Genomic DNA, 13,357 nt, shown 5'->3' on the forward strand with positions numbered 1-13,357 from the left:
GGTTGCTCGCCCGCGTCGTCGGGACTCCGCCGGTCGCTACGACAGCAGCGGCCCGGTGCCCAGCGGAAGCACGAGCCCACCGGCGATTCCCAGGGCCAGGGAGGCGGCTCCGGCGGTGTAGGCCCCCGCAGCCGACCAGCGTCCCGCCGGGACGAGGCCGTCGCCGGACGACTCCGGTGCGGGCAGGAAGACCGGCAGGATCCAGCGAAGGTAGTAGAAGAGGCTGGCGACGGTGTTGATCACCGCCACGACCGCCAACCAGGTCAGGTCACCGTCGATCGCTGCGGTGAACACCTCCAGCTTGCCCAGGAACACCGAGGTCGGCGGGGTGCCGACCAGTCCCAGCAGGCACACCACCAGCACCGCGGCCAGACCGGGGTGGCGCCGCGCGAGGCCGCGGTAGTCCTCCAGCCGCCTCGCGCGGGGCAGTCCGGTGACGACGGCGAACGCGCCCAGGTTGGTGACGGCGTAGGCGGCGAGGTAGAAGAGCAGACCGGGCAGCGCGAGCTCGCTGCGATGCGCGACGGCAGCGGCCACGAGGACGTAGCCGACTTGGCTGATCGCGGAGTAGGCGAGCAGGCGGCGCACGTCGTCCTGGCCGAAGGCGGCGAGGTTGCCCAGGGTCATCGACGCGGTGGCGAGCACGGCCACCAGCAGTGTCCAATTGAGACCTACCGCGGGCATGACCTCGGCGAGCAGCCGGTAGGCGGCGATGAGCCCACCGATCTTGGGCACTGTGGTGACGAAGGCGGCGACCGGTGCGCTGGCGCCCTCGGTCACGTCGGGCACCCAGAAGTGCGCGGGCGCGCCGCCGATCTTGAACAGCAGCCCGGCGAGCACGGCCACCACCCCGACCGCGACGGCCGGTGCGGGAGCGGCGGGCAGGTTCCGGGCGAGCGCGGCGTAGCCGGTGGCACCGCCGAGTCCGTAGAGGAGGGTGGTTCCGGCGAGCAGGGCGGCACCGAGCAGCGCACCCATGAGGTAGTACTTCAGCGCCGCCTCCGTGCCCGACGCGTCCGCGGCGAAGCCGGCCAACGCGTACAGCGGGATCGAGGCGAGCAGGTACGCGGCGACGAGCAGCAGCAGGTCCGAGGCGCCGAGGAGCATGATCGTGCCGAGCGCTCCGAGCAGCAGCAGCACGTGGAATTCGGTCTCGCGGGCTTGGGAGGAGACCGCGTCGGCGGACAGGCAGAGCGTCAGCGAGGTGGCGGTCAGCACGATGAGCCGCCCCGCGTTGGTGGCGGTGTCGACGGCGTAGCTACCACCGAAGACGACCTGCGGGGCGGTGGTCATGGCCACCGCGGTGGCGGCCAGGCCCGCGAAGCAGGCGGCTGCGGCGAGCAGGCGGACCCACCCCTGCCGGCGCCGGGGCAGCCAGGAGCCGAGCAGCAGGCCCAGCACGGCGCTGGCCACGAGGGACAGTTCCGGGACGAGGGCGGCGGGGTTCTCGTTCATGGTCACCGGCCGAGGGTTCCGATCAGCGCGGTGGCGGCGGGTTCGATCACGTCGAGCAGGAAGCGCGGCACAACGCCGATCACGACGACCGAGGCGAGCAGTGGGAGGATCGAGGCGGCCTCGCTCCGGTGCAGGTCCGCGAACCCGCGCGTCGCACCGGGGGCGTCGGGCAGGCGCAGGTCTCCGAGGAAGACCCGGTTCAGCGCCCGCAGGAACAGGCCCGCCGTGATCAGGATGCCGAGCAGGGCCAGGGCCGTGGCCACCGCGGCCGAGGCGAGGCTGCCGGCGAAGATCTGGAACTCGGCGATGAACCCGGAAAAGCCCGGCAACCCGAGCGAGGCGAACGCGGCCACACCGGTCGCCCCCGCGAACACGGGTGCCGGTCCGGCCACGCCTCCGTAGGCGCTCATGTCGTAGCTGCCGCGGCGGTCGTGGAACACCCCGGCGAGCAGGAACAGCGCTCCGGTGATCAGGCCGTGGCTGACCATCTGGGTGACCGCTCCGGTCACGGCCAACGAGCGCGCCTGCACCTCGCCCGCGGTCACGATTCCCGCGGCGCCGAGCGCGAGGACGACGTATCCCATGTGGTTGACCGAGGTGTAGGCCACCAGGCGCTTGAAGTCCTCCTGCGCCAGCGCCACCAACGCGCCGTAGAGCACCGAGACGACCCCGATCACCACCACGACCGCGGCGTAGTCGTGCCAGGCCTCCGGCAGCAGCGGCACGGCGATGCGGACGAAGCCGTACGTGCCCATCTTCAGCAGCACGCCGGCCAGGATCGCCGACCCCGCCGCGGGCGCATCGGTGTGCGCGGGCGGCAGCCAGGTGTGCACCGGCACCGTCGGGGTCTTCACCGCCAGCCCGACGCCGATCGCCAGCAGCACCAGCGCCGCGTAGGTGCCCTGCCCCGCGAGCGGGTTCGCCCGCGCGAGCGCGACGAGGTCGAAGGTGTGCGGTTCGGCCGCCAGGTACAGACCGATGAATCCCAGCAGCAGCGCCAGCGACCCGATGAAGGTGTAGAGGAAGAACGTCAGCGCCGAGCGCTTCGCGTTGCCGTGCCCCCACCCGGCGATGACGAAGTACATGCCCACGATGGACAGGTCGAAGTAGACGAAGAACAGGATCAGGTCCAGCGCCGTGAACAGGCCCATGCTCACCGTCTGCAGGAACAGGAACAGCAGCGCGAAGCCCTTCACCCGACGGGTCTGGCGCAGCGAGTGCACGGCGCACGCCAGGAACAGCAGCGCGGTCATCGCGATCAGCGGCAACGACAGCCCGTCGACCCCGACGTGGTAGCCCACCCCGGCGCTGGGGATCCACCGCAGGTCCTGCTCGTAGGCGATCCTGCTGCCGGGGTCGTAGCCGACCCACGCGAGCACGACCAGGGCGGCATCGGCCGCCGCGATCGCGATCCAGCTGAACAGGAACGGCCGGGGACCGGCGGATTCCGGGACCGCGGCCAGCACCAGCGCGGCTGCCAGGGGCAGGAAGACGATCAGCGAGAGCATGGATCACCGCACCAGGACGAGGATCAGGACGAGCGCGGCGAGCGCGACGGCGGTTTGGGCGTAGTACTGGTGCAGTTGCCCGGTCTGGGGCCGGCGGGCCAGCGCACCGAGCTGCCGGGATCCGCGGGCCACGACCTGCACCGCACCGTCGATCGGGCGTTCCGCGCGACTCCTGACGAGGTGGGCCAGCCCGAGGCCGGCCGCCGGGAACGCCATCGCCGCCCGGTCCAGGACGCGGTCGTCGAAGGCCGCCAGAGCGCGTGCCAGCGCCATCGTCGGCCGCGCGATGAGCACCCGTGCGGCGTGCTCGCACCGCAGCCACCCGGTCAGCCCCCGGCGCGCTGGTGCGGGGAGCGGCACCGGGCGGTCGGCCCACCACCAGCTCGCGCACGCGGCGGCCACCGCCAGCGAGGCGGACAGCGCGAGTTCCCACCCCGCCGGCGTCGGGACGGCGGTCCGTCCGATCAGGAGCGCGGTTGCGCGGCCCAGGGGCGGAAGGCCGAGCAGCCCCAGCGCGGCGGCGAGTCCGCTGAGGACGATCAGCACGGGCGGCGCGGCAGCGGGGATCCGGCGCGTACCGCGCTGTTCGGCGTCCCGCCCGGTCGCCTCCGGCTCCGGTCGCCAGGCGAACCACGCGGCTTTGGTGCTGTACACCGCGGCGACCACCGCCGCGGCCAGCCCGAGGACGTGCAGGACCGGGCTGCTGCCCGCGGCGGCGGCGAGCACTACGTCCTTGCTCACCCACAGCGAGAGCGGCGGGAGACCGGCCAGGGAGGCGACCGCAACGGTGAAGGTCGCACCGACCAGCGGGTACCGGCGGGCCGCTCCGCGCAGCGCGGGCAGCGCTTTGCTGCCCAGCGCGGTCAGCCAGGCCCCGGCGGCGAGGAACAGGGCCGACTTCGTGGCCGCGTGGGCCACCAGCTGCATCGTCCCACCGGTGATCCCGCCGGTCCCGGCGGCCAGGACCATGAACCCGACCTGGGCCGAGGTCGAGGCGGCGAGCAGTTGCTTGAGATCGGTCTGGGCCACCGCCACGAGGCCCAGCAGCAGTGCGGTGCCCGCGCCCACCCACGCGACCAGCCCCGCGCCCCATCCGGAAGCGACCAGCAGCGGGTGCAGGCGCAGCAGCAGGTAGGCCCCGGCGGCGACCATGGTCGCCGAGTGCAGCAGCGCCGAGACCGGGCTCGGGCCCTCCATCGCCCGGGAGAGCCAGAAGTGGAACGGCACCTGCGCCGACTTGCCCAGCGCGGCGAGCGCGACCCCCGCGGTCACGACGTCCAGCCACGGCCGCCCCGCCTCGGGCAGTGCGGGCAGGGCGAGCGCGCCGGTACCGCCGGCGAGGGCGGCGCCGGCGGCGAGGTAGAGCCCCAGGTCGGCAGCCCGGGTCGTGAGGAAGGCGACCCCCGCGGCCCGCACCCTGCGGGGCTCGCGCCACCAGAACCCGATCAGGGCCCAGCTCGTCGCCCCCATGACCTCCCAGCCCATGAGCAGCACGACCAGACCGGTGGCGGTGACGGTGACCAGCATGGCCCCGGAGAACAGCAGCATCAGCCCGGTGAACCGCGGCCGCGCCACGTCGAGGTCGCCCTCGCCGGCGGCGAAGAGCAGCACGGCCAGGGTCACCGCAGCGACGGTGAGCACCAGGACCGCCGAGAGACCGTCGACGGCCAGTCCCGCGTCGATCCCGGAGAACAGCGGCGCGCCGACTTCCGGGCGCAGCACGGCGGCGGCGAGGGCGAGGACCGCGGTGACCGCCGCGGTGCAGATCCCCGCGGTCGAGGCGAACCGGTCGCCCCGCCGGCCGAGGCAGGTCAGCAGCCCTCCCGCTCCCAGCGGCACCGCGACCAGCAGCCAGCCGAGCACCTCCATCGGCTACTCCTTCAGATCGGCGGCCATGTCGGTCATGTCCGCGTCGCGCGCCCGGAAGATCGCCGTCACGACCGCGAACCCGACGGCCATCTCCACCGCCATCGCCGCGATGACCACGAGGATCAGCACCTGACCCGCTACCGCCGCCGGTGCGAGGAAGTACCAGAACGCCGCCGCAGCGACGATGATCCCGCCCAGCATGAGCTCCAAGCCCATCATCAGCATCACGATCGACTGCTGCGAAAGCGCGCCGTACACGCCGATGGCGAACAACCCGGCCGCCAGCAGCAGGAACAACTGCAGGCTCATCGGCCCACCCCGCCGGGAACCGGGTCATCGGCCTCGCGCCCGCGCAGCTCGTCACCGAACCGGTCGTAGCGCCCGCGGCGGGTGGCCAGCACGACCGCGGCCACGATCGTCGCGAACAGCGCGAGCCCGAGGGTCATCATGGTCAGCATCTGCGGGCCCATCAGCGCCTCGCCCAGCGCGCGCGTCGGGTCCGCCGGCGGGCGCCCCGCCCGCTGCGGCCAGTCGACCAGGAAGATCCCGATCGCCAGCACGGCGAAGGTGCCCACCGAGATCGCCATCGCCCCGGCCTTGTTGTGGTACATCGCCATCGGCATCAGCCCGGCCGGGTTCATCATGTACATGATCATGAACACGGCCATGATGACCATCTCCATGATCATCATCAGCACGATCACCACACCGAGGTAGCTCAACCCGAGCAGGACCACCTCGGCACCGACGAACAGGAACGAGGCCAGCAGCGCGAAGGTCACCTGCGCCATCGAGTCCAGTCGGAACACCAGGAACCCGCTGGTCACCGCGAGCACCCCGAAGATCCAGAACAGCACCGCGCTCACGAACACCTCCTCACCGCGCCAGGACCACCAGGGCCACGACCAGCGCTTGCACGACGGTCAGCGGGATCAGCACGAGCCACGCGAACTCGGCGAACCTCTCCATCCGCACCACCGGGAACCGGCGGCCGAGCCACACCACCACCGCCAGCACGGCCGCCGTCTTCACCGCGGTCCACGTCCACGCGGGCAGCACGGGCCCGTTGCCCCCGCCGAGGAACAGCGGGACGGCCATCGCGGCGGCGACCACGAGCAACATCCACCGCCCACCCGCGAACACCAGGCGGTCCACACCGGACAGCTCACCGGCCGCCCCGCCGGCGATGTCGAGGCCCAGCGGTGCGGCGAACGGCCCCCAGAACGCCATCGCCGCCGCGCTGAGCAGGTAGGCGAGGAACGCGACCGGCATCCACGCCGCGAACCACAGGCCGGACTGGGCCTCGACGATGCCGCCCACCCGCAGCGTTCCCGCCGCCGTGGCCGCGGTGATCAACGCGAACATGTGCGGAAGCTCGTAGGCCAACCCCTGCGCCACGAAGCGGTATCCCCCGACCAGCGACAGCGCCGAGTTCGGACCCCACCCGGCCATCCACACCGCCGCCCAGGCCAGGATCTCCATCGCGTTGAACCAGACGACGCCGACGTCGAGGTCCGCCACCGCGCGGCCGCCCAGCGGCAGCACCAGCCCCGCCAGCACGGCCGCCACCGGTACCGCGCCCGCACCGACCCGCCACAGCACGGCGTCAGCAGCGGTGGTGGTGCGCCGCTGCTGCACCAGCAGCCGGACCGCCGAACGCGCGAGGCCGATCACCGCGCCCGGGAGCGACACGGCCCGTCCGGCGGCGCGCGCCCGCAGAGCCGCGTCGAACCCGAGCGCGGCGTAGGTCGCCGCCGCCAGCGCGAAGGGCAGAACCACGATCGACCACACCGGCGCGTCACCCATCGGACACCCCCCGGGAGGCGTGGGCGAGCTCAGCCGGGTCCGGGTCGAGGCTGGCCACGATCAGCCGCGCCGCGGCGATCTCCGTGCCCTCCAACAGGTCCGGCAGGACCGCGAGCAGCGGCGCCGATCCCGCCTCGCCGCGCGGCGGCGCCACGTCCTCGGGCATCCGGGCGGTGCCATCAACCTGCTGGACGAGCCCGTCGAGCTCGTCCAGCCACGTCAACCACCGCGCTCGGACATCACCCGCCGCCCGGCTCGCCCGCAACGCAGGACCCGTCACTCCCGCCCGCTCCGCCGCGGCGCGGGACAGCACCCCGATCTCCCCGGTGAGCCAGCGCAGCGTCCGCGAGCGGCGCAACCGCCGAGCCAGTCGCCCCACCTCCGGTACCACCCGCTCGGTGCTGGCACCGGCGAGCACACCGGCACGCACCCGCCGCGCCCCCAGCACGGCATCGGGCCATCCCACCACCGCCAGCAGGCGGGCCAGGCTGTCCAGGTGCGCGGCCGCGCACCGCCGAGCCACCTCCCCCGCGGGCACGTCGTGACCGGCAGCGGCGCGGCGCCGGGGCGCGTTCCAGAACGCCTCCACCGGCCCCCGTCCGGAAACCGCCGTGACCTCGGCCTCTTGGACCACGTCCCCCTGCACGGTCATGCGCACCACGAGACCGGCCGGCCATTCCGGCAGCACCGGCCCCAGCGGCACGTGCAACTGATCCAGCATGAGCCCGTCGCGGTCCGAGCCGCGCTCGGCCATCGCCAGACCACCGGGCACGTCCGCCGTCGAACCGTGGTCGTGGTGGTGCCCGCCGCCGTGGCCGTGCTGGTGCTCATCGCCGTGGCCGTGCCGGTGCTCCGAGCCGCCGTCCGCGCGTTCGGCCCCGGCGCCGCGCCCGTGGTGGTCACCGCCAGCGCCCTCCGGAGGCCGAAGATCAACCGGCTGCGGGACCTGCCCGCCCTCGGCCAACAGCGCCCCGGCGTTGTCGAGCGCGGTTCCCGCGTCCGCAGCAGCGGGCACGGGCACGCGAACCCGCGGACGCGGAACCTGCTGCCACGTCCGGTCGACGAACCCCGCCAGTTCCGGGTGTTCCGGCCCCGCGAGCACCAGCACGTCCGCATCCGCCGGACTCGCCGCCACCGGCCAACCGCGCACGCGCACGAAGTCCTCGACGGCCAACCGCGCCGCCGCACCGCCCGGGGTCTCCGCGACGAGCACGTGCGGCGCACCGGCGGCGAAGCGCCGCAGCGCACTCCTCACGCCCACCGCAACGCCCCTTCCCGCCACGCGTAGACCACCCCGGCGAGCAAGATGCCCAGGAACAGGAACATCTCGATCACCGCGCTGGCCCCGACCGACGGGACCACGAGCGCCCACGGGTACATGAACAGCATCTCCACCTCGAACGCGAGGTACACCATCGCCAGCACGTACCACCGGGCGTGATACCGGGAGACCGCGTGCTCAGCCGGCTCGTGCCCGGACAGGAACGGGGCGACGGGGCCGGAAACCGGAGCCTCCGCCACCAGCCACGCGAGCCCGTACGCGCCGGCCACCAGCACGACCGCGACCACGAGCAGGACCAGAGCCGCACCGAACCCGCTCACTCCTCGCCTCCTCACCGCCGCCCGTCGAAGCCGTCGAGTGCGCTTTCCCAGTCTGATCCATTACCCGCCGCCCCGCCCGTTCACACGGTCCGCTCATGAGCGACGAGCAGCAGCCGCCGCCCGCCGCGGAAGGCCGTCCGACCCAGGCAGAACCAGTCCGAGCGCGCGTGGTTCGCCTCGTTCTGCACGTCGTCGAGCGCTCCGAGCACGTTCGGCGTCGCAGCACGCATGACTTCAGCGGAGGCGCGTCCGCGGCTTCGCCGCGTCTAGCCGGAGACGTGCGGTGTCGCGGCGCTGCCCGACAGGCGCGCCCACGGATCGCGCTTCTGCGCGAGCCTCCGGTGCATGTTGCGCAGGCCGTACCCGTTCGGCGTGGCCCCGGGCACCTCCGCGAGGTCCAGCGGGGTCGCCGCCGGCGCACCGGGCCGGGCGCGCAGCGAGTACGGCGCGATCACGGTCTGCCCGTAGGCGTTGCGGTTGGTGTCCAGGAAGACCCGATCACCGCGCTCGTCCTTGCGGTGCTTCGTGGTCAGCCGCTCCGGGTCTTCGCGCGCCGCGGCGTCCGCCATCTCCCGGATCTGCTCGCGGACCTCGTCGAACGAGGCCTCGCCGGTCAGCGGTGCGGTGACGTGGAAGCCCTTCCCGCCCGTCGCCTGCACGTGCGGGGCCAGTCCCGCGTCCCGGAACCGGTCGCACATCCCCGTCGTGATCGACCGCAGCTCGGGCAGGCCCGCGTCAGCGGGAGGATCGAGGTCGACCACGGCCACCACAGGCGCGTCCAGGTCGTCCATCGTGGACAGGAAGACGTGGAACTCCAGGCACGCCTGCGTCGCCAGGTACACCAGGCTCGCGGCGTCGTCGCAGACCACGTGGTGCACGGGGGCGCCGCCGCTGGCCTGCGGAACGGGTTCCACGCGCATCCACTCCGGGAAGTGCGCGGAGGCCTCCTTCTGGAAGAAGCCCTCCGCACCGATCCCGTCCGGGAACCGGCGCAGCGTCAGCGGCCTCCCGCGCAGGTGCGGCACCATCGTCGGCGCGACGCCGCGGAAGTACTCGACGACGTCGCGCTTGCTGCAGCCGTCGTCGGGGTACAGCAGCTTGTCGCTGTTCGACAGCTCGAACTGCCGCCCTTCCACTTCCAACGTCTCGTTCTTCGCGCTCACCACTGCTGCCTACCCTTCGCGGACGACGTCTCGGGCTGGTTTGTCGGTGCGCAGGCCCTGGAACCGGGGGTGGCGCAACTTGCCGTCGGGAGTCCACTCGGTGAACCCGACCTGCGCGACCACCTCCGGCGAGACCCAGTGCGCACCGCGTTCGCGCACCTCCTCGGTGAACGGCGAGGAGTCGCGCGTCATGCGGTCGAGCCGCGCGCGGAGATCGTGCAGCGTGCGCTCGTCGTACCCCGTGCCGACCTTGCCGGCGTAGCGCAACCGCTGCTGGTCGAAGTAGCCCACCAGCAGCGCTCCCAGACCGGGGCGCTGACCCCGCGGGTCGGTGAAGCCGCCGACGACGAACTCCTGGTCGGCGACGCACTTGAGCTTCAGCCAGTCCCGCGTGCGACCGCGGCGGTACGGCGCGTCGCCGCGCTTGGAGATCAGGCCCTCCCAGCCCCGCTGGCACGCCTTCCGGTAGTACTCCTCGCCCTTCTCCTCCCACTGCGGGCTGAACCGGAGCGGGTCCTCGAACGCGAAGCACTCCCGCAGCAGGCGCTTGCGGGTCCGCAGCGGCAAGCGCCTGAGATCCGCGCCCTCGTAGGCGAGCAGGTCGAACAGGTAGTAGTAGACCGCGATGCCCGTCCGGCGCGCCTCGTCCGGATCGGTCAGGTGCACGCGGTGCTGCAACCGCGCGAAGCTGGTCTGGTTGCCCTCGAACGCGACGACTTCGCCGTCGGCGAGGAAGCGGCCGGCCTCCTGCTCGGCCAGCGCGTCGGCGACTTCGGGATAAGCGGTGGTGACGTGCTTGCGGTTGCGGGACCACAGGACGGGGTCACCGTCACCGCGGCTGGCCAGCACCCGGGCCCCGTCGAGTTTCCGCTCGAACACCCAGCCGGGGTCGGAGAACGGCTCGCGGGCCAACGTGGCCAGCGTGGGCTGCGCCCAGTCCCCAGCGCTCCAGGAGCGCAGGAGCGCGCTCTCCCGCTCGTTCAGCAACCTCAGCGGATCACGCATGCCCGTCCTCGCCGATGTCGGCGTTGCGGCGCCCGGTCAGCACCGATTTCGGCTGGGTGCGCGCCGGGTTGCGCCGCCGGTCCGCGTGCTCGTCGTTCACCTTCACCAGCAACCACTGGTCGCGCCCCCGCACGCGCGTTCGCGTCAGCGCGAAACCGCCGCGCAGCTTCTGCCCGTCCAGCCACACCTTCACGTGGCCCCCGCGCAACGCCTCGGTCATGTCGACCGCCTCCCCGCCGTGCGAGCTCAGGTTGCGGTAGGTACCCGCGTCCCACACGATCACCGTGCCCGCGCCGTACGAGCCTTCGGGGATGGCGCCCTCGAACTCGGCGTAGTCGAGCGGGTGGTCCTCGGTCGGGCTCGCCAGTCGCTTCTGCTCCGGGTCCACCGACGGTCCTTTCGGGACCGCCCACGACTTGAGCACGCCCTCGACCTCCAGCCGGAAGTCGAAGTGCACGCTCGAGGCCTCGTGGCGCTGCACCACGAACTTCGCCTCCTCCCCCGGTGCTCCTCCCGACGGCTCACCGGAGGCGTCGAGATCGCGCTTGGACCGGTACGCGGCCAGCTCGTCGTCCCTCGCCATGCTCCGGGGGTACCCGCACGGCCCGGATTCACAACAGGTCCACCGCAGCCGCGGCGGCTCGCGGAGAACTCGCGATCGCGCACGGACCTTTCCCCTCGTGGAGGCACCCTAGGGCCCACCGCCGGCGGTCCCGGTCGCGCGGAGCTCGGGGCGAGGTGCCGGTGCGCCTCAGGAGCGGCGGGGCACGTCCCGCTTGCAGGTGGTGACGGCCCGGTCGAGGAGGTCGACCGCCACGTCGACCTCCTCGGCGGAGATCGACAGCGGCGGTGCCATGCGCAGGCAGTTCTTCTGCGGTCCCTCGCCCTTGACGATGTTCATCGACAGCCCGAGCCGCAGGCACTCGGCCGTGACCGCGGCCCCCAGTTCGCCGGCGGGCTCCTTGGTGTCCCGGTCGGTCACGAGTTCCACCCCCACGAGCAGTCCCCGGCCGCGCACGTCGCCGATCTCCTCGTGCTTCTCCTGCAGTTCGCGCAGCCGCGCGCGGAGGTGCTCGCCCATCCGCGCGGCCCGGCCGACGAGGTCCTCCTCCTCGAGGACGTCCAGCACGGCCACGCCGGCAGCTGCGGGCAGCGGATCGGAGACGTGCGTGGTGAGGTGCGTGAAACCGCCGGCCACGGCGGACTCCTCGATCTCGGCGCTGGTGACCGTCGCGCCCAGGGGGACTCCGCCGCCAAGGGTCTTGGAAACGGTGAGGACGTCGGGCGTCACGCCGTCCTGCTCGAAGGAGAACATCGTGCCGGTCCGACCGAAGCCCGTCTGCGCTTCGTCGACGATGAGCAGCATGCCCCGCTCCGCGCACTTCTGCTCGGCGGCCTGCAGGTAGCCCTCCGGCAGGGGGATGATCCCGCCGGTGGACAGCACGGGTTCCACCACCATCCCCGCCAGGGAACCGACGGAGGCCTGGTCCACGGTCTCGAAACCGACGTCGAGGCACAGCTTGTCGCAGGCGTTCCGGCAGTGCCGGATCGGGCAGCGGTACTCGTACGGAGCCGGGATCGCGAAGCTTCCGGGCACGAGCGGCCCGTAGCCCTTGTGCCCCATCGCGAAGGTCATCGAGCTCGTCCCGGCGAGCAGTCCGTGGAAACTGCGGGTCAGTCCCACCATCTCGAACTTGCCCGTGCAGGCCTTGGCCAGCCGGAAGGCGACTTCGTTCGTCTCCGATCCGACGTTCAGCAGCATGGACCGCACCAGCGGCTCCGGCAGGAGCTCCGCCAGGCGACGCGCCAGTTCGAGCACGTCCTCGTTGACCATCCACGAGTTGAGGTGGATGACCTCCTGCAGCGACCGCTGGACGGCCTCGACGACCCTCGGGTGGTTGTGGCCGAGGGTGGAGCTGATCTGACCGGAGGTGAAGTCGAGGATCCTCTCCCCGTCCGTCGTCGTGATCCACGCACCTTCGGCGGTGTCCACGACGAAGGGGGCGAAGTCCCCCGCGTAGCGGATCAAGTACTGCTCGCGCTCGTCCTGCACACCGACTCCCTCGCACGGGCACCGGCGGTGGGCTCGGGACCGCCGGGCATCCACTGACCTGGACCCAGAATCCAGCATGAACGACGCTCGGTCAAGAATAGTCGACGCTCAGGTGCGTCCGGAGGGACCTCTCCGCGCATTTCGAGGAGCACGCGTCCACTAAGCTGCACGCAGCGCGCCGACCGAAGGGGGAACCGTGAACAGCAGTGCGCCCGGGGCACCCGAGCAGGCGGCCAGCTCGACCGAGGAGGAGCTGGGACGGCACATCCGCGACGCGCGCCGCGAGCGCGGGCTGACGCTGGAACAGCTCGCCGAGCGGACGGGGCTCTCCCGCAGCTACCTCAGCAACGTCGAGCGCAACGTCAACAGCCCCACCATCGGCACGCTGCGCACCGTCCTCGACGCCATCGGCGTTTCCCTGGTCCAGCTGTTCCGCACCGTCGAGGGAGCCCCCCGAACGCTGGTGCGACCGGACGACCGGGTCGAGATCGTCAGCACCGGCAACGCCGCGATCCGCTACGAACTGCTCAACCCCAACCCGAGCGGCCGGTTGGAGATGCTGATCATGAAGGTCGCCCCCGGGGCGTCCTCCGGCCCGGTCGCCCACACCCACGCCGGTGAGGAAGTCGGCTTCATGATCAGCGGGCAGCTCCGCTACTGGGTCGACGAGACCTGCTACGACCTGCACGCGGGCGATGCCGTGAGCTTCGAGTCCACCCGCCCGCACCGCTACGAGAACGCGGGCGAGGAGGAGGCCGTCAGCCTCTGGACCCTCACCCCGCCGAGCTTCTAGCAGGACTGCGCCGGGAGCGCTCGGCACAGGTCGCCCAGCAGCATCCGCGGGAGCGCCGCGCCCCGGAGCAGCAGGCCGTGCCCACCATCCCGCCGGAGGGGAT

The 13,357-nt window shown here is 72.5% G+C and carries 14 protein-coding genes; 1 reads left to right on the plus strand and 13 read right to left on the minus strand.

Translation table 11 applies throughout. The features are described 5' to 3' along the window. Positions 1-36: 36 nt before the first annotated feature. The 13 genes from ACYVJE_RS21450 to ACYVJE_RS21510 form a co-directional block, all read right to left on the minus strand. On the minus strand, positions 37-1,455 hold the full coding sequence (locus ACYVJE_RS21450; RefSeq protein WP_461145937.1) for an NADH-quinone oxidoreductase subunit N: 1,419 nt from the start codon (positions 1,453-1,455) through the stop codon (positions 37-39). Between the two features lie 2 nt (positions 1,456-1,457). Further along, on the minus strand, positions 1,458-2,963 hold the full coding sequence (locus ACYVJE_RS21455; protein ID WP_461145871.1) for a complex I subunit 4 family protein: 1,506 nt from the start codon (positions 2,961-2,963) through the stop codon (positions 1,458-1,460). Between the two features lie 3 nt (positions 2,964-2,966). Then, positions 2,967-4,832, minus strand: a complete 1,866-nt coding sequence (locus tag ACYVJE_RS21460) for an NADH-quinone oxidoreductase subunit 5 family protein (protein ID WP_461145872.1) — start codon at positions 4,830-4,832, stop codon at positions 2,967-2,969. A 3-nt stretch (positions 4,833-4,835) separates the two neighbouring features. Beyond that, complete coding sequence (gene nuoK, locus ACYVJE_RS21465; RefSeq protein ID WP_461145873.1) at positions 4,836-5,141, minus strand: NADH-quinone oxidoreductase subunit NuoK; 306 nt, start codon at positions 5,139-5,141, stop codon at positions 4,836-4,838. Next, positions 5,138-5,698 (minus strand): NADH-quinone oxidoreductase subunit J, encoded by a 561-nt coding sequence (locus ACYVJE_RS21470; RefSeq protein WP_461145874.1) that lies wholly within the window; start codon positions 5,696-5,698, stop codon positions 5,138-5,140. The genes nuoK and ACYVJE_RS21470 overlap by 4 nt, the downstream gene beginning before the upstream one ends. 10 nt (positions 5,699-5,708) lie before the next feature. Continuing rightward, a complete protein-coding gene (locus tag ACYVJE_RS21475; protein ID WP_461145875.1) occupies positions 5,709-6,638 on the minus strand; it encodes a complex I subunit 1 family protein in 930 nt (309 codons plus the stop codon). Further along, positions 6,631-7,899 carry a hypothetical protein gene (locus tag ACYVJE_RS21480; protein ID WP_461145876.1) on the minus strand — a complete coding sequence of 423 codons (1,269 nt, stop codon included), beginning with the start codon at positions 7,897-7,899 and terminating at the stop codon, positions 6,631-6,633. The genes ACYVJE_RS21475 and ACYVJE_RS21480 overlap by 8 nt, the downstream gene beginning before the upstream one ends. Next, positions 7,890-8,240, minus strand: a complete 351-nt coding sequence (locus ACYVJE_RS21485; RefSeq protein ID WP_459156225.1) for an NADH-quinone oxidoreductase subunit A — start codon at positions 8,238-8,240, stop codon at positions 7,890-7,892. Before ACYVJE_RS21485 ends, ACYVJE_RS21480 begins: the two co-directional genes overlap by 10 nt. A gap of 80 nt (positions 8,241-8,320) precedes the next feature. Then, complete coding sequence (locus tag ACYVJE_RS21490; RefSeq protein ID WP_459156226.1) at positions 8,321-8,470, minus strand: hypothetical protein; 150 nt, start codon at positions 8,468-8,470, stop codon at positions 8,321-8,323. A 36-nt stretch (positions 8,471-8,506) separates the two neighbouring features. Next, positions 8,507-9,403 (minus strand): non-homologous end-joining DNA ligase, encoded by an 897-nt coding sequence (ligD, locus tag ACYVJE_RS21495; RefSeq protein ID WP_461145877.1) that lies wholly within the window; start codon positions 9,401-9,403, stop codon positions 8,507-8,509. A gap of 9 nt (positions 9,404-9,412) precedes the next feature. Continuing rightward, positions 9,413-10,408: a non-homologous end-joining DNA ligase gene (gene ligD / locus ACYVJE_RS21500; protein ID WP_461145878.1), complete on the minus strand. Its 996-nt coding sequence runs from the start codon at positions 10,406-10,408 to the stop codon at positions 9,413-9,415. Further along, a complete protein-coding gene (locus ACYVJE_RS21505; RefSeq protein WP_459156229.1) occupies positions 10,401-10,991 on the minus strand; it encodes a DNA polymerase ligase N-terminal domain-containing protein in 591 nt (196 codons plus the stop codon). The genes ligD (ACYVJE_RS21500) and ACYVJE_RS21505 overlap by 8 nt, the downstream gene beginning before the upstream one ends. Before the next feature lie 168 nt (positions 10,992-11,159). After that, the gene (locus ACYVJE_RS21510; RefSeq protein ID WP_461145879.1) at positions 11,160-12,461 is read right to left on the minus strand and encodes an aspartate aminotransferase family protein; all 1,302 of its coding nucleotides are present in this window, start codon (positions 12,459-12,461) and stop codon (positions 11,160-11,162) included. A gap of 196 nt (positions 12,462-12,657) precedes the next feature. On the opposite strand from ACYVJE_RS21510, the gene ACYVJE_RS21515 reads away from it, so the two are divergent. Further along, positions 12,658-13,254 (plus strand): cupin domain-containing protein, encoded by a 597-nt coding sequence (locus ACYVJE_RS21515; RefSeq protein ID WP_461145880.1) that lies wholly within the window; start codon positions 12,658-12,660, stop codon positions 13,252-13,254. Positions 13,255-13,357: the final 103 nt, after the last annotated feature.

Source organism: Salinifilum aidingensis (assembly GCF_054782015.1).

Coding starts and splice junctions, on each gene's coding strand:
- ACYVJE_RS21455 (WP_461145871.1), bottom strand. CDS start 2,963: ATGCTCTCGCTGATCGTCTTCCTGCCCCTGGCAGCCGCGCTGGTGCTG.
- nuoK (WP_461145873.1), bottom strand. CDS start 5,141: ATGAGCCTGCAGTTGTTCCTGCTGCTGGCGGCCGGGTTGTTCGCCATC.
- ACYVJE_RS21450 (WP_461145937.1), bottom strand. CDS start 1,455: ATGAACGAGAACCCCGCCGCCCTCGTCCCGGAACTGTCCCTCGTGGCC.
- ligD (WP_461145878.1), bottom strand. CDS start 10,408: ATGCGTGATCCGCTGAGGTTGCTGAACGAGCGGGAGAGCGCGCTCCTG.
- ACYVJE_RS21490 (WP_459156226.1), bottom strand. CDS start 8,470: ATGCGTGCTGCGACGCCGAACGTGCTCGGAGCGCTCGACGACGTGCAG.
- ACYVJE_RS21460 (WP_461145872.1), bottom strand. CDS start 4,832: ATGGAGGTGCTCGGCTGGCTGCTGGTCGCGGTGCCGCTGGGAGCGGGA.
- ACYVJE_RS21475 (WP_461145875.1), bottom strand. CDS start 6,638: ATGGGTGACGCGCCGGTGTGGTCGATCGTGGTTCTGCCCTTCGCGCTG.
- ACYVJE_RS21505 (WP_459156229.1), bottom strand. CDS start 10,991: ATGGCGAGGGACGACGAGCTGGCCGCGTACCGGTCCAAGCGCGATCTC.